19 protein-coding genes, 1 other RNA gene, 1 pseudogene and 1 riboswitch are annotated in these 21,963 nt (G+C 31.7%); of the genes and pseudogenes, 4 read left to right on the forward strand and 17 right to left on the reverse strand.

What is annotated here, in order from left to right; all coding sequences use genetic code 11:
* Nucleotides 1–35: 35 nt before the first annotated feature.
* The gene (locus BSD9I1_RS05935; protein ID WP_186429560.1) at nt 36–614 is read right to left on the reverse strand and encodes a TetR/AcrR family transcriptional regulator; all 579 of its coding nucleotides are present in this window, start codon (nt 612–614) and stop codon (nt 36–38) included.
* A 260-nt stretch (nt 615–874) separates the two neighbouring features.
* Here BSD9I1_RS05935 and BSD9I1_RS05940 point away from each other — a divergent pair, with 260 nt between their 5' ends.
* Nucleotides 875–2,071: a S8 family peptidase gene (locus BSD9I1_RS05940; RefSeq protein ID WP_242966427.1), complete on the forward strand. Its 1,197-nt coding sequence runs from the start codon at nt 875–877 to the stop codon at nt 2,069–2,071.
* Between the two features lie 93 nt (nt 2,072–2,164).
* On the opposite strand, the gene bioB is transcribed toward BSD9I1_RS05940, so the two are convergent.
* The 4 genes from bioB to BSD9I1_RS05960 form a co-directional block, all read right to left on the reverse strand.
* The gene (bioB, locus tag BSD9I1_RS05945; RefSeq protein ID WP_186429562.1) at nt 2,165–3,154 is read right to left on the reverse strand and encodes a biotin synthase BioB; all 990 of its coding nucleotides are present in this window, start codon (nt 3,152–3,154) and stop codon (nt 2,165–2,167) included.
* A 130-nt stretch (nt 3,155–3,284) separates the two neighbouring features.
* Nucleotides 3,285–3,962, reverse strand: coding sequence for a GntR family transcriptional regulator (locus BSD9I1_RS05950; RefSeq protein WP_186429563.1), 678 nt, complete (start codon nt 3,960–3,962; stop codon nt 3,285–3,287).
* Between the two features lie 123 nt (nt 3,963–4,085).
* Nucleotides 4,086–5,432 carry a sodium-dependent transporter gene (locus tag BSD9I1_RS05955; protein WP_186429564.1) on the reverse strand — a complete coding sequence of 449 codons (1,347 nt, stop codon included), beginning with the start codon at nt 5,430–5,432 and terminating at the stop codon, nt 4,086–4,088.
* Nucleotides 5,433–5,580: 148 nt separating this feature from the next.
* Nucleotides 5,581–6,963: a tyrosine phenol-lyase gene (locus tag BSD9I1_RS05960; RefSeq protein ID WP_186429761.1), complete on the reverse strand. Its 1,383-nt coding sequence runs from the start codon at nt 6,961–6,963 to the stop codon at nt 5,581–5,583.
* Nucleotides 6,964–7,250: 287 nt separating this feature from the next.
* On the opposite strand from BSD9I1_RS05960, the gene BSD9I1_RS05965 reads away from it, so the two are divergent.
* Nucleotides 7,251–8,003: a type II CAAX prenyl endopeptidase Rce1 family protein gene (locus BSD9I1_RS05965; RefSeq protein WP_186429565.1), complete on the forward strand. Its 753-nt coding sequence runs from the start codon at nt 7,251–7,253 to the stop codon at nt 8,001–8,003.
* A 74-nt stretch (nt 8,004–8,077) separates the two neighbouring features.
* Here the strand turns inward: BSD9I1_RS05965 and BSD9I1_RS05970 are convergent, their stop codons facing one another.
* The 5 genes from BSD9I1_RS05970 to BSD9I1_RS05990 all read right to left on the reverse strand — a co-directional run bounded on the left by BSD9I1_RS05970 (nt 8,078) and on the right by BSD9I1_RS05990 (nt 12,707).
* Nucleotides 8,078–9,325 (reverse strand): radical SAM protein, encoded by a 1,248-nt coding sequence (locus BSD9I1_RS05970; RefSeq protein WP_186429566.1) that lies wholly within the window; start codon nt 9,323–9,325, stop codon nt 8,078–8,080.
* 12 nt (nt 9,326–9,337) lie between these two features.
* Nucleotides 9,338–10,240 (reverse strand): radical SAM protein, encoded by a 903-nt coding sequence (locus BSD9I1_RS05975; protein WP_186429567.1) that lies wholly within the window; start codon nt 10,238–10,240, stop codon nt 9,338–9,340.
* 222 nt (nt 10,241–10,462) lie between these two features.
* A complete protein-coding gene (locus BSD9I1_RS05980; protein WP_186429568.1) occupies nt 10,463–11,077 on the reverse strand; it encodes a LysE family translocator in 615 nt (204 codons plus the stop codon).
* Nucleotides 11,078–11,171: 94 nt separating this feature from the next.
* Nucleotides 11,172–12,515, reverse strand: coding sequence for a magnesium transporter (mgtE, locus tag BSD9I1_RS05985; protein WP_186429569.1), 1,344 nt, complete (start codon nt 12,513–12,515; stop codon nt 11,172–11,174).
* A gap of 39 nt (nt 12,516–12,554) precedes the next feature.
* A complete protein-coding gene (locus tag BSD9I1_RS05990; RefSeq protein WP_186429570.1) occupies nt 12,555–12,707 on the reverse strand; it encodes a hypothetical protein in 153 nt (50 codons plus the stop codon).
* A 61-nt stretch (nt 12,708–12,768) separates the two neighbouring features.
* A riboswitch (M-box (ykoK) riboswitch) is annotated at nt 12,769–12,930 on the reverse strand.
* A gap of 396 nt (nt 12,931–13,326) precedes the next feature.
* On the opposite strand from BSD9I1_RS05990, the pseudogene BSD9I1_RS05995 reads away from it, so the two are divergent.
* Nucleotides 13,327–14,388, forward strand: a pseudogene (locus BSD9I1_RS05995) (2-isopropylmalate synthase); the annotation flags it as partial.
* A 197-nt stretch (nt 14,389–14,585) separates the two neighbouring features.
* On the opposite strand, the gene BSD9I1_RS06000 reads toward BSD9I1_RS05995, so the two are convergent.
* The 6 genes from BSD9I1_RS06000 to BSD9I1_RS06025 all read right to left on the reverse strand — a co-directional run bounded on the left by BSD9I1_RS06000 (nt 14,586) and on the right by BSD9I1_RS06025 (nt 21,119).
* Nucleotides 14,586–14,783 carry a cold-shock protein gene (locus tag BSD9I1_RS06000; protein ID WP_035310587.1) on the reverse strand — a complete coding sequence of 66 codons (198 nt, stop codon included), beginning with the start codon at nt 14,781–14,783 and terminating at the stop codon, nt 14,586–14,588.
* Between the two features lie 245 nt (nt 14,784–15,028).
* Nucleotides 15,029–16,456: a polysaccharide deacetylase family protein gene (locus tag BSD9I1_RS06005; protein ID WP_186429572.1), complete on the reverse strand. Its 1,428-nt coding sequence runs from the start codon at nt 16,454–16,456 to the stop codon at nt 15,029–15,031.
* A gap of 281 nt (nt 16,457–16,737) precedes the next feature.
* Entirely contained in the window at nt 16,738–19,287 is a 2,550-nt protein-coding gene (locus BSD9I1_RS06010; protein ID WP_186429573.1) for a RyR domain-containing protein, read from the reverse strand.
* A gap of 99 nt (nt 19,288–19,386) precedes the next feature.
* Nucleotides 19,387–20,166, reverse strand: coding sequence for a pseudouridine synthase (locus tag BSD9I1_RS06015; protein WP_186429574.1), 780 nt, complete (start codon nt 20,164–20,166; stop codon nt 19,387–19,389).
* 170 nt (nt 20,167–20,336) lie between these two features.
* Entirely contained in the window at nt 20,337–20,555 is a 219-nt protein-coding gene (locus BSD9I1_RS06020; RefSeq protein WP_242966437.1) for a hypothetical protein, read from the reverse strand.
* Between the two features lie 171 nt (nt 20,556–20,726).
* On the reverse strand, nt 20,727–21,119 hold the full coding sequence (locus BSD9I1_RS06025; RefSeq protein WP_186429576.1) for a nucleotidyltransferase domain-containing protein: 393 nt from the start codon (nt 21,117–21,119) through the stop codon (nt 20,727–20,729).
* 235 nt (nt 21,120–21,354) lie between these two features.
* On the opposite strand from BSD9I1_RS06025, the gene ffs reads away from it, so the two are divergent.
* Nucleotides 21,355–21,619: signal recognition particle sRNA large type (gene ffs / locus BSD9I1_RS06030), an RNA gene on the forward strand.
* Nucleotides 21,620–21,744: 125 nt separating this feature from the next.
* Here the strand turns inward: ffs and BSD9I1_RS06035 are convergent.
* The gene (locus BSD9I1_RS06035) at nt 21,745–21,957 is read right to left on the reverse strand and encodes a UPF0175 family protein (RefSeq protein WP_186429577.1); all 213 of its coding nucleotides are present in this window, start codon (nt 21,955–21,957) and stop codon (nt 21,745–21,747) included.
* Nucleotides 21,958–21,963: the final 6 nt, after the last annotated feature.

A 21,963-nucleotide genomic window follows, 5' to 3' on the forward strand; every position in this document is an offset into this window, starting at 1 on the left:
ATATGCTAATAAAAAAATTATTGCCTATAATCATCTTATTTTTGGCAATCAGTCAAACCTTTTATTATAAACTCCACTAGGTATTGCATAACCCGAGGAAAATGCTGTATCCCAATCTCTTCTTTATGGGTGTCGATATGTTCTAGAATATCGAAAAAGGCTAATAAAAGTTCATCATCTATATCCTTTCTTATTTTTCCCTCAGTTTTCCATTTCTTTATAATTTCTATATAAAAATTATGAAAGAAATCGCCATTTTTCCTACTTTCTTCTCGATAATATTGCTCTAGTTCACCAAAAAGATCTCGGTTATTCCATTCCTTCAGTATTTTATTTGAGTTCATGGCACTGATGCTCATCTCCAATAACTTCTTTGCAACCGCCACAGGTTCCTCAGTTATATCAAGAGATTCCATAACTCGTCTTTTATGTTTATCACTTTCTTTTATATAAATCTCTAAAAAAAGCTTCTCTTTTGAAGGGTAATAGCTATAAAAAGTACCTACCCCAACCCCAGCCTTTTTAGTGATTTCTGAAATATTAGTAGCTTTAAATCCCTTTAAGTAAAATAATTCTCTTCCTGCATTAAATATCTCAGCCTTTTTATCTATCAATTAATAATCAGCCTCCAATTTTTCGAATGAATATTTTATTTATTCATTCACATTATAGCATTGATGATTTTTTTAGTTAATATTGGATAAAAATCTATAATTGAATCAGCTCTAAATATAGCTTTTGTAAATATTCAAACAATATAAATTTTGTGACTAAATTGTAATAATGAAATAGTATAATTTTATTAACAAGATTACTTGAAATTTTATTATATTTTATGTTAATTAACAGCAAGATTGATAGGGGGAATATTCTTATGAGGTCTAAAAAAATTCTAACATTACTAACTCTATTTACTTTAGTATTTGTAACAAAGATTTTAGTTTCAGAGCCTGAAATGGCACTTAGTGATAATGTACAAACTATAAACTATGCAGATAGCTATTCATCTAAGGCGTATAGCAGGCATGATGGTGTAGGCTTTAATAGACAGTTAAAAAGAAAAAATATTAGAGAAATATACATACGTAAGCCTGTAAAAGTAGTTAAACCTATAGAAATAATTAAGCCAATAGAAAAAAAACCTGTTAATGAAGTGGCAGATAGTAGTGAAATCACCTTAAATACGGATTCTGCCGTAAATGATCCAGGATATAAATATCAATGGGCAATTAGTGCAACAAATGCTAATAAAGCATGGTCTTTGGTAGATCAAAAAAGAGAAGTAAAAGTTGCTGTATTAGATACTGGAGTTGATTATACACATATTGATTTGAAAAACAGGGTACTCACAGATTTGGGATATAATTTCATTAACAATAGTAAAGACGTAATGGATGATAATGGACATGGAACTCACGTTTCTGGAATTATCGCGGCAGAAGCTAATAATAATCAAGGAATAACAGGTATAGTAGGGAGCTTGGATGTTAAGCTTATACCAGTTAAAGTTTTAGATAAAGACGGAATAGGTGAAGAGGATAAAATTGCTGAAGGAATTAGATATGCTGCAGATAAGGGGGCTGATATTATAAACTTAAGCTTTGGAAGCATAGATGAAAGTGAAGAAATACTAAGTGCCTTACAGTATGCTAAAGAAAAAGGAATTTTCATTGTCGCTGCCTCAGGTAATGATAATTCAAATGCAAATTTATATTTACCAGCTGGTTATGATGAAGGTGTTTATACTGTTTCAGCAGTAACTCCACAATATAAAAAGGCTAGTTTTTCTAATTATGGTACGTCAATTGATGCTGCTGCACCAGGAGTAAAAATAATAAGCACAGTTCCAAATGGATATGCAGTTTGGGACGGTACAAGCATGGCTGCTCCTTTAGTTTCTGGAGTTGCTGCAATAGTTAAAGCACAAAACCCAAGCTTAACCCCAGATGAAATAACTGAAATTTTAGACAGCACAGCAACTGATATATTCACTCGAGGCAAGGACTTGCAATCCGGATATGGTATAATTAATGCTTATAAGGCTGTTAGTAAAGTTACCTCCTCTCTTTAAGAATAATCAAAGAGGATAAGTTTTCAGTTTTATCCTCTTTGATGTTTAAAAAAATCCTATGTAGGTTTAATAAAAACTTATACTTTTCTAAAATCACTTCAAACATTTTTTTCTAACCTTAAGCTTTAGTTCACTTATCATTTTTTTATCATCACATATTTTATTACCTGATGTTGTCAGGTAGTTTCCCGTAATTGTTGCATTGGCTCCTGCGTTAAAGCAATTTTTACCAAATTCATCAATGAGATTTCTTCCTCCGGCAAGTCTTATAAATGCTTTAGGATTCACAAATCTAAAAATGGCAATGGTTTTTAGTATTTCATCTTGACTTAATCTTTCTTTGTTTTCTAAAGGCGTTCCTTTTACTGGATTTAATACATTTATAGGAATGGATTGAACACCTAAATCTCTTAGCTGAACAGCTAACTTAACTCTATCTTCTAAGCTTTCTCCAAGGCCGATAATTCCCCCTGAACAAACAGTCATGCCAGCTTGTTTAGCTGCATTTATAGTGTATATTCTTTCATCATAACTGTGAGTTGTACATATTTTTTCGTAATAGTCTCTGCTGGTTTCCAAGTTATGATGATACATAGTTATTCCGACTTCTACTAGCCTAAGAAGTTCATCATATCCTAATATACCTAAGGGTGCACATAAGTCCATTTTCATTTCTTTATTTAGCTCTTTATAAATTTCTACAACCTTCTCAAAATCACTGCTAATAATTCCTCTGCCGCTGGTGACTAAGGAAAATCTATTTACTCCCTCACTTTCGTTTTCCTTCGCAAGCTTTAAAGCCCACTCCTTTGAAACTAAATCATATACTTCTACATTAGTTATGTAATGGGCAGATTGAGCACAGAACTTACAGTCCTCAGAGCAGTGTCCTGACTTTGCATTCATAATGCTGCAAAGATCTACTTCTATTCCGCAAAAAAACTCCCTTATGTTATTAGCACTATTGCACAGCTCTTTTATATCATCTTTTTTCTCAATACCTGATAGTTTCATAGCTTCTTCAAAACTTATAAGCTGCTCTCTTATAACCTTTTCCTCTAACCCCTTAATAAAGCTTTTCATTTTTACTTCCCCCTTATATTTCTTAAACAATATATCCACTTTTCTTATGTCAATGATAATAAATAAGTTTTTAATTGTCAACCTTATTAATATTTTAGGTTTACAATTAATTCAAAAAAGAAGCAGTAGATTACTCTATTGCTTCCTCCAACTTTTCTTTCCTTGGTTGAAGTACCTTCTTAAAAATTTGTTCAGCGGCTTTATAATGCTCCTCAGTAAGCGTCATAGCCAATTGATAATCTTTAGATCTAAATGCATCTATTATTTGTTTATGTATCACAATGCCATCTTCCTGAATTTGAAATGTCTCTACCTCATAATAATTTCTAACAAGCATTTCATGAAGAACGTTATATTCATCAAAAATCTTTTTCAATCTGCCATTTTGGGAATATTCAATAAATGTTTTATGAAATTTATAATCATAATAATAAAACTCATCAGTTCCTATATAATTTTCTTGAAGCATCATATATTCTTCTAAATCTTTGCAAACTTCTTCTATGTTAGACTTTTCAAAAGACAATTTTATTCCAGTGTTAACTACATACAAAAGTACTTCATTTATTTCAAGAAAAAAATCGTAATCAAAATCAACTACTGTTGCTCCAGATTTATCAATAGATGTAATAAGTCCATCCTGATTTAAGCGATTTATAGCATCTCGAATAGGAGATGAACTAACCTCAAATCTTTTTTGCAGTGTTCTATTGACTAATTTAGTTCCAAAAGGTATTTCTCTTTTTAATATTTCCATTTTTAATATATCATAAATTTGATCACTTAAAGTTTTCTTGTTAATTAACACGCTATTACTCCTGTCTTTTTATTGATTAAAGCTAACTAATAACTTGATATATTATACCATTATTATTTTATTATGTAAATAAAATAGGCGGAGTACTAATCCACCTATTTAGCTCTATTTAATTTAAAATGATACTTTCATGAACAACGCAATTATACATAATATTGTTGCAAATGGTACGTAAAGGTATCTGCCCACATTATACCATAAATCACCTTGTTTCTTCTTAGCACCTAAGTTAATTTCATTAATTAAATCTTCCTTTTTCATAATCCAGAACCAAGATATGGCACCTAAAGTTGCTCCAATTGGAATAATATATATAGATATAATATCCATCCATGGTCCCCATTTGAATATAGGCTCCATATTAATACCTATACCAAAACAAATTATGCAAAGCAATATTAACATAGGAATACGTTTTAATTTAGGAAATTTATGCATTAATGATTCTCCAACTACTTCAAACATATTTTGTAGGGAGCTTACTCCACCAAATACTACTGCGGTAAATAATATTATTGCAAATATTCTACCTCCTGGTATGTCTTGTAGTATTTTAGGTAAAGTTACAAAAAGAAGTCCTGGTCCTGATCCCACATCTACATTATATGCAAAACAAGCAGGTATAATAACTAATGCCGCTACTATTGCTGCAATTGTGTCAAATATAGCAGTATTTTTTGCACCATCTATGATATCTTCATCATCTGATAGATATGCACCATATACAATCATTCCACTGCCAGTTACAGATAGTGAGAAAAATGCTTGTCCCATAGCCCAAACCCAAATCATTGGGTCTTTTAAAAATTCCCACCTTGGTATAAACATGAATTTATATCCTTCTACTGAACCTGGTAAAAAAGCCACACGAACAGCAAGAACTAAAAATAGTATAAAAAACAATGGCATCATAATCTTATTAGATTTCTCAATACTATCTGCACCAAGTGTCAATGTAAGTAATGTTCCAATAACAACTATTATATGATATGGTACAACTGAATAATCTGTCATAGAAAATGACTCAAACCACATACCTGTGTCTACAGTCATAAGAGTACCTGTAATAGATTGTGCCAATCCTTTAAGTACGTATGAAATAATTACTGCATATCCTATTGCTATACACATAGAACCTGCAAGCGGAATCCATCCCACAATTTTCCCAATGCCTTCCTTGCCGCCAGATTTCCAGGCATTTTCATAAGCACCAAGTGTACCAGTTTTTGCTCTACGACCAATTGCATATTCTGCAGAAAGCCCTATATAGCTAAAAATGGCTATAAATATAAGATAAGCTACTAAAAATGCTCCACCACCGCTGCTACCTAATTTGTAAGGGAATCCCCAAACATTGGCCATACCCACGGCGGAACCTACACACGCTAATATAAATCCCCATTTAGATTGGAACTTAGCTGTCTTTTGCGTTTGAGTATTTTGAGTAACTTCAGTATTCATACATCTCCTCCCCATTTTTCACCCCTATAATAGGAGTCATTATAAAGTAGTATCCTTTTGTAATCAACATACCTTTTTATACCATACTTATATTCTATATTATCAAGCATGAAGCCTGATAATATAGAATAATAAATTTTTACTCCTACTAGTCTGCATAATCAAATTTTGCAGTAAAGAATCTTAATTGGGCAGGTTCATATATGAATTTAAGTGGTCTTATATCTTCTTTGTGTTTATATAAATTAATAACTGATTCAGCTACAACATCCATGTGTCTATAAGTGTACACTCTTCTTGGAATAGTAAGTCTAACTGTTTCTAATTTTGGTTTATGATTTTCACCAGTTTTTACATCTCTACCAGCAGAAACTATACCACGTTCCATTGATCTAACACCAGAGTCAATATAAAGTGACGCTGCTAGTGATTGAGCTGGATATTGTTCTTGATTTAAATGTGGACAGAATCTTCTTGCATCTAGGAATACAGCGTGTCCACCAACAGGTTCAACTATTGGAACTCCTGCTTCTTTTAATCTATCTCCAAGATATCTAACTTGTTTTATTCTATGTTCTATATATTCTTCTTGCATTGCTTCTCTAAATCCAATTGCTATTGCCTGCATATCACGGCCAGCCATACCACCATAGGATGGCATACCTTCATAAACAACTACTATTTCCTTAGCCTTTCCAAATAATTCATCATCATTAATTGCTAAGAATCCACCGATGTTTACAATACCATCTTTTTTACCTGACATAGTAGCACCATCAGAATAACTGAACATTTCATGTACTATAGCTTTAATTGAAACGTTTGCATATCCTTCTTCTCTTTCTTTGATAAAGTATGCATTTTCAACACATCTGGTAGCATCAAAGAATACCTTAATACCGTGTTTTGCTGTAACTTCTCTAACAGCTTTCATATTAGCGATAGAAACTGGTTGTCCACCTGCTAAGTTTACAGTAACAGCAAGACATATATATGCTATATTTTCTGCACCTTTTTCTTCGATAAGTCTTTCTAATTTATTAATATCAATATCTCCTTTGAAAGGAAGATCTATACTTGCATCATGAGCTTCATCTCTAATTATATCTACGAAAACACCGCCATTTTTTTCTTGGTGATATCTAGTAGTTGTAAAATACATATTTCCAGCTACATATTGACCTGGTTTAATAGCTATAGTTGAAAGAATATTTTCTGCACCACGTCCTTGGTGAGTAGGAACAACATGTTTAAATCCAAATAATTCTTTTATAGTTGCTTCTAAGTATATCCAGTTCTTACTTCCAGCATAAGCTTCGTCACCTATCATCATTCCTGCCCACTGAGCATCACTCATAGCATTAGTTCCTGAGTCAGTAAGTAAGTCAATGTAAACATCCTCTGATTTTAAGTTGAATGTATTATATCCAGCTTCTCTCATAGCAATTTCACGTTGTTCTCTTGAAATCATTTTAACAGGCTCAACACTCTTAATCTTAAAAGGTTCTGCAGGATACTTGCTTAAATCCATATACATAATAAAACTCCCCCTTGAAATTTAATTTATATTTTATTTTTATATGGTGTTTTATACATGATGCATCATACATCATCAACCATCTTTATTATATTATGAAAAATATGGGATGTCAACAAATAAGTGGGAACTTTTTTGAAATTATTTTTATATTCATTAATTTCATAATTTTTAAATAAATATCCAAAAATAATGACTTATATGTATAAATGTGGTAGTATATGTATAATGGCCATTCATACTCCATCATCAACCAAATATAATTTATTGGAGGACAAATCTTGAAGAAAAGTTCTAATCAATTCTTATTAATATCATTTATAATAAGTTATACATGCTTTGGTTTGCTGATTTATTTCAAAGTCATATTTAATGACATATTCTCTAATCCCAGTTATTTATTTATTTTTATTCTTGGATGCTTAGGCCCACTTATTTCAGCATTTTTGGTACACATTTTAAACAGAGAAAATTTAGGTGGAGTAAAAGGATTTACAACTAAATTAAAAGCAATTAATACTCCAAAAAACATTATTTTAATACCAATATTTCTAGGATTACATTACGGTTTTGCTATACTTTTAAAAGGTGTATATAAGTATGGTAACTTTACGGATTTCTTTTTTTATCTACCCTTCTTAATATTAATATTGGGTTCTCAAGAAATTGGCTGGAGAGGGATAGTGCAGCCAGCAAACGAAGAGAAAAGCGGATTTTGGAAATCTTCTATTTCAACAGGACTGTTTTGGTCATTATGGTTCTTACCACTTATTTATATACCAAAGTTTATTGTGCTTCCACAGTTTTATGCACAATTCTCAGCATATTTAGTTGGGATAAGTATATTATTAACTACTCTTTATAAGGCAAGCGGCAGTATTATGTATTGTATGATATTATCCAGCTTAATTTTTTCCTTATTTCCAGTTATTATCTTAAATCAAAGTTTTGTGCTTGTGGTAATAGCATTAGTTGATGCAATAATTGCAAGTACATTTAGAACTAAGGTTTTACCCGAAAGATTAAAAATATAATTAATTGTAAATTTAGGTTTGTAATTAACTTAAAAAGAAGCAATAGTTTAAACTATTGCTTCTTTAACATTGTCTTAATACAACTCTATCTTATCAGGCCATGCTTCTTGTCTTGCTATTCTCCAAGTTTTATCAATGTATTGATGGGTATAAGCTTGTTCAACTAAATGATACTTATATGTACCCTTTTCTGTTAATTCATAGCCTTCCTCTGTCTTAGTTAGTAACCCCATGATTCTTCCAAGGGTCAGCTCAAGTTTAAATATTTGTTCTAAGTCTTTCTTAAAAAGCTTTTTAAAACTTTCATTGTCAATACTTAATGTATATGAATTCCAAAACAACCAATAAAGCGCCCGTGTTCTTTCGTTAAATTTCATTGTAAGAGCAGTGGGCATTTTTTTGCTATTAACCCGCTTAATATATTCTTCTACTGAAAAAGTATTAATTTTAAAGAAGTCCCTTAAAAGAGTTGTGGCACTTGGCCCAAAACCTATAAAATTATCTCTTGTTATGGATGAATACTTTGGAACATCTTTTTTACCAAAGGTCCATACAGCAGTTCTTTTACATTGAAGCTCCTCACTTACTTTTTCAAGATACTGAAGAAGTTTCTTTTTCTCCTTTTTTCCTAGAGGTTTACTTTTATTATTAGCATAGGAAAAATCAATAAATGGATAGGTTGAGACCTGAGTTGCCCCTGCCTCAAAGGCTGTCTTAAAGTCCCTTTTTAAGCTCTCTTCACATTGTCCTTCTATACCGAAGATAAGATCCACATCTATTGTTTTAAAGCCTATGGAAGCTGCCATCCTAACTTTTTCAGCGCCATTAATGTAATCCCTACCTAAAGTCTTTAAGGATTCTTCATCAAAGGATTGAATCCCTATACTTACCATGTCAAAACCAATATTTTTAAGCTTTAAAAGATCCTCCTCATTAATATCTCTTGGGTGAAGTTCTAAACCTATATTGCAATTTATATCAAAATTACTTCTTAAAGTTCTTAAAATATCAGCAAGCTCTTCAAGCATAAGGGCTGGGGATCCTCCACCGAAATACACACTGGTTATTTTGTTCTTTTTCTTATTTAAACTTCCTACAATATTTATCTCTTTTATCAAAGCATCCTTGTATGCTGCTGCTAAAGTCTTATCATACTTTATCTTATTATATGGGCAAAAGGCGCATATTGTAGTACAAAAGGGAATATGAACATATATGCCAAGCTCTGGAACATTCATATTAAGTTCATAGTTATTTTCGTTCGTAAAAACAAAAGGCTTAAAAGACTTGGTAAAAAGCAGCCTTAAAAAATTTGTAATCACTACGCCTCACTCCTATACGTATTTTAAGTAAGTTTTTATCATATCAAAAATCACTTTAATATTCCCCCTGCAAAGAAGAGAAAATTCAACAGCAAATAGGTACCCGCATTTTTCACAAAGGCCTTCAATTTCAACGCATCTGCCGCAGACAAATCTTTTTTTGTTTTCAGATACGATACATTGATAGCATGGTCTGTCCCACTTATTTTGCAGATAATAATCCAAAGCTGAATATAAATTAAATACAGGATAGTCACCTTTTATCATCGATTTAATTGAATTCACAGCTTGCAGTTGCTGCTCCCTTGTTAAAGACAAATGCTCTGTGCCTTCGTAAGGAGTATGAAAGTTAAAGGATATTGATTTTAAATTTTTTGTCTCTTTTACCAACTTACATAAAGCTTCAATATCTTTATAATTCATATTGTTCACAGCCATATATACGCAAATATTAGAAAAATCAGCTTTAGAAACATTACTTAAGATGGTGTCAAAGGTATCTCCTCTTATTAAATTATGATTTTCTTTCATTCCATCAAGGCTTAGAAATATTACATCGGCTTCAGGTATGTCCAAATCAATAGTGCCATTTGTCACAATATTAACTATTAAAAAGCCAATTTTCTTAGCTTCTTTAATAAGGTCTCGTATTGTCTTATTGCCATCCTTCCAAGTTAAAGTTTCACCACCACAGAAAAAAAGTATCCTTATGCCTTCATCATAAAGCTTGTTCATTTCCTCTACTATATCTTCATATGGATACATAATCTTATTTATATTATTAACCGCACAGTGCTTGCAGCTTAAATTACAATAATCTGTAAGTATTATAGTTCCCAAGATTGGTTTTCTCATTTTAAACAATATGGTTTTCATTCCAAAGACACTTAAACTTATAAAATCCTTTATTTTCAAAACATATCCCCCATTTAAATTAATAAACAACTATAGATTTAATTAATTCTTGGTAGTAATTATACACCTATAGTGTAATTTTACACTCCCATATATAATTAGTCAATTAAAAAATTGTAAAATAAATCCAAGGTGAGATTATTCATAAAAATTCTAATTCGGAACCAACATACAATACATAAAATAAAAAACACCAGAAACTTGTCCGATGTTTTCTAATAATTATAACCTTAATATCCCTTTTAATATACTATACATTCCAATCAAAGATATTATAACACCAATAACCTTATTTATCATATAAAATGTTTCAATTTTAAAATTTCTCTTAGAGTTATTAACAAATTTAGAAGTTATAATCCAAAAGAGCAACGATCCAGTAAATATAGAAATCACAAGAATTAAGTTATGTAACAGCTCTCCATTTTCTAATTTCATTTTAGTAAATATGCTTAGAAAAATTAAAAAAGTCATTGGATTTGATAACCCAAGCAGAAAATTTGAAAGTGCTGGGTGCATTATTTCTTTTCTTTCCTCTTCTTCTATGTCTTTATTCACTGCGGCATTAATAAAGATATTTATTCCAACAATTAAAAAGAGTGTACCTGTTATTTGGTTAATTAGGTACTTATGTTTAATTATAAAACCATCCACAAAACTAATACCAAATATTGCAGCTGAAGAATAAACCAAATCAGATACAGCTGCACCTACGCCTGAAAAAAATCCAATTTTCCACCCTCGATTTATAGTCCTTTGTAAAGCTATAATTCCAAGAGGTCCTATTGGAAATACAACAATAATTCCAATAATGATTCCTACTATAATAATCATCATATTTAAAATTCTCCCAATTAATTATATTAAATTAATTATATTTACGTAGTTCTAGTTGTACAGTGATTTAAAATAATCACATTATAATATATGCTTATATTAAAAGTGGTAAGAACATTTTTGATAACCCTAAAAAAATAAAAAAACCAAAAACATCTGTTGCTGTTGTTAAAAATATAGCTGAAGCTAGCGCTGGATCTATATCAAATACCTTTAGCAGTAAGGGTATTAAAAAACCAAAAAATCCTGCTATCATTAGATTTCCAATCATGGCGGCAAAAATAATTAATCCAAGATAAGGGTTATTATACTTCATATAAAGTATAATACCTGTTAAAAGCCCCGTAGCTGCACCATTTATTACCCCTAGAGTAACTTCTTTAAATACCAACTTCCAATTCTTTTTAAGGCTAAGTTCTCCAAGGGTAATACCTCTAATCGCAACAGATAAGGTTTGAGTACCTGCATTTCCTCCCATGCCAGCAACAATAGGCATAGCAGCAGCTAAAGCTACTACCTGGGCTATAACGTCTTCAAACAGACCTACTGTAAAGGACGCTAAGAAAGCGGTTCCCAAGTTTATAAATAGCCAAGGCAGCCTCTTTGTAATAGAAGTTTTAAGTGTACTATTTGCTCTCTCTTCCTTACTTACACCACCTAGCCTTAACATATCTTCTGTTTGCTCTTCAACAATAACATCAATTATATCATCTACTGTAATAATTCCTAAAAGACAGTTATTATTATTAATAACTGGGATAGCCTTCAAATCATATTTGGAAACAAGCAAAGATACCTTTTCTTGGTCAACTTCGGGGGTAACATAAATTACATTATCCTCCATAATATCAATTAATCTTTTGTCTTCAGATGCCAGTAATATATCTCGTAAGTCTGCTGTCCCAATCAACTTTTTGTTTTTATCTAGCACAAATATAATTTCAATTACTTCTGTTTCAGGGCCAATTTCTCTAATTTTTTTCAAGGCTTCCTCTATGGTTAAATCGCTTTTTAGTGCAATATATTCAGTTGTCATAATACCACCAGCACTATCTTCGTCATATCCTAGCAGTTCTTGGAGCTGTTTAGTATCATTTTTCTTCATCATTTTCAGCAAATCTTTTCTAGTTTTAATGGGAAGGTTCCCTAAAATATCTGCAATATCATCATTGGACATATAAGAAAATAAATCTATTATATCTTGAAAATCAAATAGTTTAATAATTCTAACTTGTAATTGATGACTGGATTGTTCTATAATTTCAGCCATAAGCTCATTATGTATTAATTCGTAAAATCTTAATAAACTTTCATCGCTAAAATCTTCTAAAACCAGTGCAATATCTATGGGATACATATGATCAATAATTTCATATATTTTATTCTTATCATTTTGTAGTAAACTACTTATCAATTCACTTTGCTTTTCTTGAAACATATTTCTTCACCTCGTGGAGTTTTAGTTGTATTTAATTGTTCATATTGAATTTGAATTTCTTAAAATATGATCTCCTGGTGAAGAGATATTAGTACAAATAATTACGTTAAGTAAGAAGATATAGAAGATAAACTCTACATAACTAAATGCATTATTAATCTCTCCATCCATACTACTATCGCCATCTTCCATTCTTCCCACCTCCTAAAACAAAAAACCTCCATCACAACTTGAATATGATGAAGGTATTATCTACAATACTTTCTCGTTCAAGTTTTAGCTCTACTAGGCAGTGAAGTTGCATTAGATTAAACCTTCTTTGTTCGGCAAAATCTGTTGACCAGTGCAGAATGTTTCCATTCTTTTACGGCAGCAACCCATATCCTTATAGTAGCCTCACCTACCGAGGATTATTTAATTTTAATAAAAGTATATTCTTTTTATATATCAATGTCAACGTTTTAAAAATTATAATCAGATTGGATTTTGTTACAAAATCCATTTCTTATAATAAACAATATTATTTCGTATTGTAAACGAATTACATGAAGGAATATTTGACTAAAATTGCAATTTTTCAGAAAATTACCTCTTTGTCAACGTATAATAAAAGTGCTAAAATATAGAAAACAACCAGTTAAAGAGCTTGATTCTATTGAGTTTTTAGTATCGCGAGTACAAAATTACCATATAAAAAATAACTGTAAACAAAACGCCTACCCCTGAATATATATGAAATATAGAGACTAAATTCATTCAATATTCTAATTGAAATAATACGCCAACACCTTGGCTATAAGGAGGTTTTGAGATGATGAATGATATGGTAAAATCCAATTGCAATTATTACCCTCAAGATGTATCTATGGGAAATCTCTACAAGGATGTCTTTCCTTATTTTAAAATTCCGAAGGTAAATTTCAATAACTCACAAGTGCCTATGGATTTACCAGAAGACATATGGATTACGGATACTACCTTTAGAGACGGGCAGCAATCAATGCCTCCATATACTGCAGAGCAGATGGTTAGAATCTTTGATTATCTTCACAACCTGGATAATAACTCAGGAATAATTAAGCAGACGGAATTCTTTTTATATACAGAAAAAGATAGAAAGGCTGCACAGGCTTGCATTGAAAGAGGATATGAATTTCCAGAGGTTACATCCTGGATAAGAGCCGATAAAGATGATATTAAATTAGTAAAGGAAATGGACATTAAAGAAACCGGAATCCTTATGTCCTGCTCTGATTATCATATATTTAAGAAATTAAATAAAACAAGAGAAGAAACTATGGATATGTACCTATCTGTAGTCATAGAGGCACTAAATCATGGCATTCGTCCTAGATGCCATTTAGAGGATATAACTATGGCTGATTTTTATGGATTTGTGCTGCCACTAGTGGATAAATTAATGGGATTTTCAAAGGAAACTGATATTCCTATAAAGATAAGAGTTTGCGATACCTTAGGACTTGGTGTTTCATATAATAAAGCTTCACTTCCAAGAAGCGTACAGGGACTTATTCACGGTCTTAGATATTATTGTAATGTTCCATCAGAAATGATAGAATGGCACGGCCATAATGATTTCTATGCAGCTGTAAGTAACGCAACCACAGCTTGGCTTTATGGAGCATCTTCTATAAACACTTCACTTTTAGGAATAGGCGAAAGAACTGGAATTTCTCCATTAGAAGCTATGCTGATTGAATACGCAGGGCTGAAGGGCACAACAAAAAATATGAATATGGAAGTTATAACAGAACTTATTGAATACTTTCAAAGAGAAATTGACTATCATGTACCTGACAAAACTCCTTTTGTAGGAAGCCATTTTAATATAACAAGAGAGGATATTAACTCAAAATTATACCCTGACTATGAGCTGCCTGCAATTTAAAATTTAGGGTATAAATAAAAGAAGCAATGGATTATTCTATTGCTTCTTTTATCTCTACTCTCCAAGATAATGTTTTGCAATAACAGAATTGCCTTTTCTCTCTACAAAAACTAAAAAACCCCTTAAATAGAAAACTATTTAAGAGGTAAAATATCTATTAATTAAATAACAGTGATATTTTCTGCTTGAGGTCCTTTAGCGCCTTTAACAACGTCATAAGAAACCTTTTGGCCTTCTTCAAGTGATTTGAAACCATCTGAATTTATTTGTGAAAAGTGTGCAAAAACATCTGTTCCGTCTTCTCCTGTAATAAATCCAAATCCTTTTTCTGCGTTAAACCATTTTACTGTACCATTCATATAATGTGTACCTCCGAAATTTTATTATTCTTAAACTAGTTGTAATAATTAACTAACAAAATTTCGATATCAACATACTATATTTGTAGTACTAATTGAAATATATGATAATACATTATTTACTATTAATTTAAGTTACAGTTAATAATAACACATATTACTACATAAAGCAAACTTTTTTTATATAAATTATTTTTTTTATTAATTAAACTATAATAATTTTTAAAACAAGCCTCTTTTTAGCGCTATATCTTCTTTATACTTATATCATCCCAATCAGTACCAAATTCTAGTTCTCCATAAAGAGATACTGTAATGTTTTTTGTGCCAGGAGGAATACAAAATACAAATCTTAGTCTTGTCCATTCTTTGCCCTTACTTACTGATTTTCTTATTATTTTCAATTTACTAGGGCTATCATAATCGTTTATTTGTACCATCCCAACTGCATCTTTACCGCCATAGGACCTGAACCATCCTTCAAATACAAATTGCTCTCCTGAAACTCCTAATTTATCTAAGTTTACAATTTTTTGAGTTACTGCTGAATGGGTAACACTTCTGCCTATACGTAGAAAGTTTCTTCCCGTCCTGCCTTTACCTGTTTCAATAGTCTTTCCAGTCCAGTTTCTTATTCCCTTCCATGCTCCTGAATTAGCTGTTGTTAAACCTTCAAAACTGTCATCAACATTTAATTTAAGTCTGCTGCTGCTATTAGGGTCTGCAAAGTAAATTCCAGAAGGAGTTAGAACCTCCAGAGATCCCTTATCCCACTGCATTTTTATATAATTTAATATAGTCTCAAACTCTTTAAAAGTTAAATTACCAGGCTTGCCCAAATTACCTGCATGGCACATTATCTCAATGCCTGATTTATTTTTAATGGCTATATTTATTTCTTCCATTAAAGATGAAAGAGTTTCTCTGCCATCTGAGGCAGTTACATGACCTGATCCATGATAAATGATTGCTGGTAAAGCTCTCCGAGGATTATATATATAAGCTTCTGTTAAAGCATATGTATTCATCAGCAATCTTCCAGTAGTACTGTTATAATGACTGGGCCTAGTCAATCCATTGTAAGGTAAATTCCTTGTACTAGGTTTAACACCAGGAAGTGCCCACCCCACAACTTTTATCCCTTGCATTTCTATTTCTTTTTTTGAAGTAACTATTTGACTGTAAAGTCCTGAATATCCACTTTTACTATAATCCTTATGATCTGTTCCATGGCTCCATATTTCAACGCCATTTCTATTCCACTCCCTAATGTCATCCCAAGTTGTGCCTATGCCCCAGCTTTGCGCAGTATCAAATCTTGATATCAACGCCATGCTGCAGGGAAGACCCCGAGCCACTAGCATTGGATATATTTTTTCCCTAAATACATTTTGATAATCATCAAATCTTAGTGCAACTACCCCTCGTCCAGATGTACCCATTACTCCACCCTTTGCCAAACGTTCTTTTTCCATTAAAAGTGGTGGCCTATTATCCTTAATATCAGGCAATTGAAATCTAGGCTCAATAGGCTTTATCAAGCTATAACTTACTGCTGGTATAGCAGCCATATTTACATCTTTCTTCGTTATTGTAATTTTTATAACTTCCCCAATAATAAAAGAAATGATTACAAAACTTAATACACCCATAATACCAGGAGATTTTTTCAAATTTAATACCTCCTTTACTCTCTAGTACAAATAAGGATTATTATATCAAAAATTAGGAAAATTGTTAATATTTTATTTACGTCTGCTGCCGGGCTGAAGGTTTTATATCTCATAAAAAATATGACTGTGGCAGAAAGAATAAAAACCTCACTATATTGTATTAGAATTTTTAAATTCTAATACAATATAGTGAGGTATAATTTCTTAATGAGACAGCCCCATCTTTAAATATATTTTGTTTCAAACTTGCCACTTGTCATGTGGGTGGCACCATTCCATTATTAGGAAACTCTTACTGGTTCTATCTTGAAATTTGATTTAGCCAATATTTCTGGCCAAGCTTCAACCATTTTATATAGTTTATCCTTCTTATCCTCTGTTAAACTGTTCCATGAAACAAGGTCACAATCTATCTTTTTCTTGCTATCCTTAGAGTTCCCATACTTCCATCCGCACTCTTTTTTATATCTATACCAGTACATATGCTCACTCTTAGCTAAAATTTCTAATTCTCTAGGTGTAAATTTTTTAAATTCCGGTTTATCTTTAACTGAAACAATATCGTAATTAATTTTAATTAAAGCACTTGGAATATTTCTAGCCTGTTCACGATTAGAGTTTTTAAGATCCTCACTAAGCTCCTGCCAAGGCTTTATAGACTCCTCATCCATGTCCTCATTATTTGCATTAAGCATTCTATATTTTTCATGAATTGCCCTTGCAATACTTTCAACCTTTTCACCATAAAAGGCATCATGCATTAAATGACGTAAGAATTGTTCTTCATCCACATGAAGCTTTAGCTGTTCTTTAGAAGGCAAGCAGGATTGCTCCCATTTTGTAGAGTTTGTGAGCATACTCATATCTAATATGGCTTCCATAGATCTTGATTCATGTTTATATCTTGGAATTTTAAGCATTGCTCTTAGTACTCCATTATCAATTTGTGCCTCTCCATTATCATTTATAAGATAGGGCACTTTGCGTTCTAATAATGAACGTAGCAGTATTGCTCTTCTAATTATAAATAGTTGATCCAATTTTTCATCTGTTTGATTTGGTCCCATAATGTTTACGTACCCTCGTAAACGACTTACAAAATCCGGACCTTTAGCACTTCTAAACTTTAATAAGAACTGCCTTTGTTCTTCTTTATCTTCTATATCTTCTCCAAAAAACTCACTGAAAGTACTGCTGGTTCCGCCTGCAAATGCAAAGATAGCTTTTCCAATAGGGTGAATAGAATCCCCTTCCCTAAATACACCATCCTGCATAGGAGCTAGGAAATATTTCAGCCATCCAAGATTTCCCTCAAAAGCAGAATCAAATTCATCAAAAATCACCAGTGGGATTTTCCCTTCCAGTACAATGTCTCTTACTTTATGAAAAGCATTAACTAAATCCACTGTGGATCTAAACTGTGATAAATTAAAATCTATCTTTTTAATTAAGTTTGATGCAATACTGTTAGCCACTTCAACTATACCAAAGGACTTTCCTGATCCAGGTGTACCAAATACAGCTATTGAAAGAGGACGTACAGTATTTTTATTTGAAATATACTCCAGCATAAGATTTTTTATACTCTTATAACTCTCAATTTCTGTTTTATCTACAGTTGTTAAGTTTCCAAACTTCGCTATTGGTATAGACTTAAGTGCATTTTTAACTCCATTCTTAACAATATCATATGCTATCTCTGCTAAGCTGGTGGAGCTTTTATCCTTTAAAATGTACCAGCTAGAATTAGGATAAACAGGCACTATTACATCCTGCACATGATCTCTATGTATAAGATCTTCTTCCCTTTCAATAAATATTTCTGGGCTTGGGAATACATATTCTTCAACATTTTCCCCAAATCCTTCAAGAAAGTATTTATGAGTAGAAACAATTCCTTTGCGAATCCCCATGTTTATTGATTCTGATATTTCTTCATTTTCTTGATTTCCTAAAACAATAGTGCTGGCAAGACCCGCAACAAAGCAAGAGGTAAGCCCATACATTTTACCCTGTGATTCCTTAACAAAACCGCCTTCAAATTCATATGGAAGAAAATACAGTTTAACTTCACGTACATCTTCATTTTTATAATAAATGGCCCCTTCAAGGCCAAAAGGAACTATAATATGACGGCAGGTTGCTAGGAATGCCAAACTAGGATTATTGTTAATCTGCCACACAAAATCCTGAGCTGTTTTTTCCCAGGACAACCCTTTGCTTATATTAACTCCTTTAGAACGCAAATCATCAGCATTTACAATTACTATTACATTTTTATTATTAAGTCCCTGGATATGCTGCCAAAGCTCACTAGAATCAATAACGTTGCTCATCTTATATAAGATTATTGGTGATGCTTCAGGTGATTTCAAAGCCAATGGCCAAAATCTTTCATTAGAGTTAAAGCCATTATTTTCATCATCTATTATGACTATATCTGCATTAGGATCATCATTTTCAATAGGAAGCAGCTTGGTAGACCTGTCTTTTGGGCCTGTAAATCCCATCAAACGGCTTATCCTGTAAACTTTTTTATCATTGGTTTTATCACCATATACAGGAAAAAGATCTAACTCTGCAGTGGAACGAAGGATTTCTCCTGATAAAGTTAACTCCATATTTTCTGTATCAGGTGACATCACAGAAGCCCCTGTTGATAAAGCTGTAAGCTTTGATAAAAGCAGTGCTTCTCCTGAACTAAAAACGCTGTGCATATTTAAATGCGTTTGCCAATTTAAACCTACATTTATGCTGGGATATGTTAGCCATTGTAACTGATTTACACATATATCGCCTGATACTACAATTTTTATATTTTTATCATCCATATTTAAGCTCCTATAACATTTAAATTTCTATTTAATATTATACTAAATTAGTTAGAAATAAAAAGCAATTTAACCATATTTTTTGTTGAAAAACTGTAATTACTCCATTAGTTTTTTAACTTCCTCTTCTGTCAGGGATCTATACTGACCTTTATTTAGTGATTCATCTAAAGTTAATTCTCCAATAGAAATTCTCTTTAAATACACCACATAACATCCTACTGCTTTTAACATACGCTTCACTTGATGTTTACGTCCCTCTGAAATAGTAAGATATCCTGATACCATAGGCTGATTATAATGTGTTGAATCTATATTATCCAAATTATCAATAGGCATTTCATGGCTAAACTCTTTATACATTCCACATTTATCTACTTCTATTTTTGCAGGTTTCGTTAATATTTCACCTTTTCCAATATAAACGCCTTGCTCTAGCTTCTTTATATCTTCCTCTTCTAAATTACCAAGGGCCCAAAAGAAATAAGTTTTTTCAACATGCTTTTGCGGATGCATTAATTTATGCTCAAATTCACCATCATTGGTAAATAGCAATAAGCCTTCTGTATCTTTATCTAACCTTCCAACATGAAATACTCCATTCATGTGAGCATCATCAAAGTAATCAAATACAGTTTTATTAACTATATCTTTTCTTGCAGTAATGCAGCCAGTAGGTTTATTAAACATATAATATACTTTACCATTATAATGTACCACTTTGCCAAGATACTCAATAACATCAAAACTTTCGTTAATTTCCACAGCAGGCTCTGTTATCACTTCTCCATTTACCTTAATCATACCTTCTTTAACATAAGCTCTAACTTCTTTCCTCCTGCCAACGGATGATTCTGCTAAAAATTTATCTAATCTCATATTTTTCTGCTTCTCTTTCCTTGAAAAATTATTTATTAATCATCTAATCTTATTTTCACTTGTTTTATTATACACAAAAATACCCTATACAATAAAACTTTTTTAGTGTTTACGCTATAGGGTAGGTTTAAATACTTCTCTTTATTATTTTTTATTGTTTACTATTAGCATTACTTTTTTTCATTGCCATGTTTAAAATTTCCTGTGACCTTTGCCATAATTAATTGAGCTTCCTTTAAGTCTGCATTTTTTATTCGTGCCAAAAATTTATCGCTTTCCTTTCCTTTTAAGATTGTAATTTGTTTTCCATGCCAATATATAAAAACTTTATTGTCTTTTGAAATATTGTATGAAAAAGGTTCTTCATCAAGCTTATTGCGCTTATCCACTTCACTCAATTTTATATTTCTCCCTTCATTCCCCAACTTAATATTAATATATTAGTATTATATACATACTACACTATAACTGTATTCATTTTCCATTATTATATCATATTCATTATTTAGCCAAAATAAAAAGCACCAGAAACTTATCCGGTGTTTTTATACATTTCTTTCTCAAAACAACCTAAAGGCTTCATTTTCTTTATAAAGCAATTCTGTATTTATATATTCCATATTGTATAATCTAAGGTTATCATAACTGTATATTATCATGGAATTATCATATATATTGACCTTCAGGTTTAAATCCAAATTTTCATCCCTTAAATTTATTACATGTACCTTTGTTTCTAAAAACTTTTCCAGATAATCTTCTAGTTCTAAAATCCTATCAAAGCTTATAGCCTTTTCACTTAAAATGGCTATATCTATATCAGAATGCCCCTTAAAATTCTCCATTACTATACTTCCAGACAGCATTACGGTATTTAGTCCTAATTCTTTAAATTTATTTATACATTCATTTGACTTTAGTTTATCAAATATATCATCTTTGCTAGTACGCATAAAAACACCCCTTCATATAGTGAATGGCCTTAATAAAAGTTATTTTCTTTCATATTATGTACTATATGAAAGAAAATAACACAAATTACTTAGTGCCACCCACATGGCAAGTGGCAAGTTTAAATTTACAACTTGCCACTTGCCATGTGGGTGGCACCAATTCCCATTGTATATTAGCTTTAAAAATGTTATTATAATCTCACAACAAAAGAAGAAATACTTTAATAGAGAGTTTTCGTGCTAGATGGGGAGCTAGCGGTGCCCTGTAACCTGCAATCCGCTACAGCAGGATTGAATTCCCACTATAGGCTTTACTCTGTTGAGTCAGTATGATAAAAGTAGTGTTGAGAACTGGGTCCCATGCATCAGAAACTCATGAAATCCGTCAGGTCTGGAAGGAAGCAGCGGTAAGTGATTATTTCTGAGTGCCATGGATTAACCTAATTTGAGCTAACTAGATTGTACTATCAGTAGATTAATTGTCGATAGTGGGTGCACGATGTACATAAACTAGTATTTAGTAAATTTAAAGCCAATGCTTAATGTTTAAGCATTGGCTTTTAGATTTTCTACTTTTAAAGCATTCCTTATTAAATTATCCATGCTATTCACTTTATCACTAGCCTTAGTCATTTCCCTTCTCTCCTAGTTTCTCAGAAACATCACTTAGTGAAATTTCATTAAAGTAAAATTCATCTTTCATATATTCTTTCCAAGGTATATTCTTGCTTTGAAGTAAGATGATAAAGTCCAAAATATCCATTTCTGCTATTTCAGCTGCACTCTCCAGTGACACAGACCTATTGGAAAGTAATGTAACTGCTTTTTCAATACTCATTTATTA

The organism is Clostridium sp. BSD9I1, from assembly GCF_900185645.1.
Classification (GTDB): domain Bacteria; phylum Bacillota; class Clostridia; order Clostridiales; family Clostridiaceae; genus Clostridium_AK.

Bases quoted from the DNA above. Each gene is read 5' to 3' on its own strand.
- BSD9I1_RS05940 (WP_242966427.1), top strand. From the start codon at position 875: ATGAGGTCTAAAAAAATTCTAACATTACTAACTCTATTTACTTTAGTA.
- bioB (WP_186429562.1), bottom strand. From the start codon at position 3,154: ATGAAAAGCTTTATTAAGGGGTTAGAGGAAAAGGTTATAAGAGAGCAG.
- BSD9I1_RS05955 (WP_186429564.1), bottom strand. From the start codon at position 5,432: ATGAATACTGAAGTTACTCAAAATACTCAAACGCAAAAGACAGCTAAG.
- BSD9I1_RS05960 (WP_186429761.1), bottom strand. From the start codon at position 6,963: ATGGATTTAAGCAAGTATCCTGCAGAACCTTTTAAGATTAAGAGTGTT.
- BSD9I1_RS05980 (WP_186429568.1), bottom strand. From the start codon at position 11,077: ATGATGATTATTATAGTAGGAATCATTATTGGAATTATTGTTGTATTT.
- mgtE (WP_186429569.1), bottom strand. From the start codon at position 12,515: ATGTTTCAAGAAAAGCAAAGTGAATTGATAAGTAGTTTACTACAAAAT.
- BSD9I1_RS05990 (WP_186429570.1), bottom strand. From the start codon at position 12,707: ATGGAAGATGGCGATAGTAGTATGGATGGAGAGATTAATAATGCATTT.
- BSD9I1_RS06000 (WP_035310587.1), bottom strand. From the start codon at position 14,783: ATGAATGGTACAGTAAAATGGTTTAACGCAGAAAAAGGATTTGGATTT.
- BSD9I1_RS06010 (WP_186429573.1), bottom strand. From the start codon at position 19,287: ATGGATGATAAAAATATAAAAATTGTAGTATCAGGCGATATATGTGTA.
- BSD9I1_RS06015 (WP_186429574.1), bottom strand. From the start codon at position 20,166: ATGAGATTAGATAAATTTTTAGCAGAATCATCCGTTGGCAGGAGGAAA.
- BSD9I1_RS06025 (WP_186429576.1), bottom strand. From the start codon at position 21,119: ATGCGTACTAGCAAAGATGATATATTTGATAAACTAAAGTCAAATGAA.
- BSD9I1_RS06035 (WP_186429577.1), bottom strand. From the start codon at position 21,957: ATGAGTATTGAAAAAGCAGTTACATTACTTTCCAATAGGTCTGTGTCA.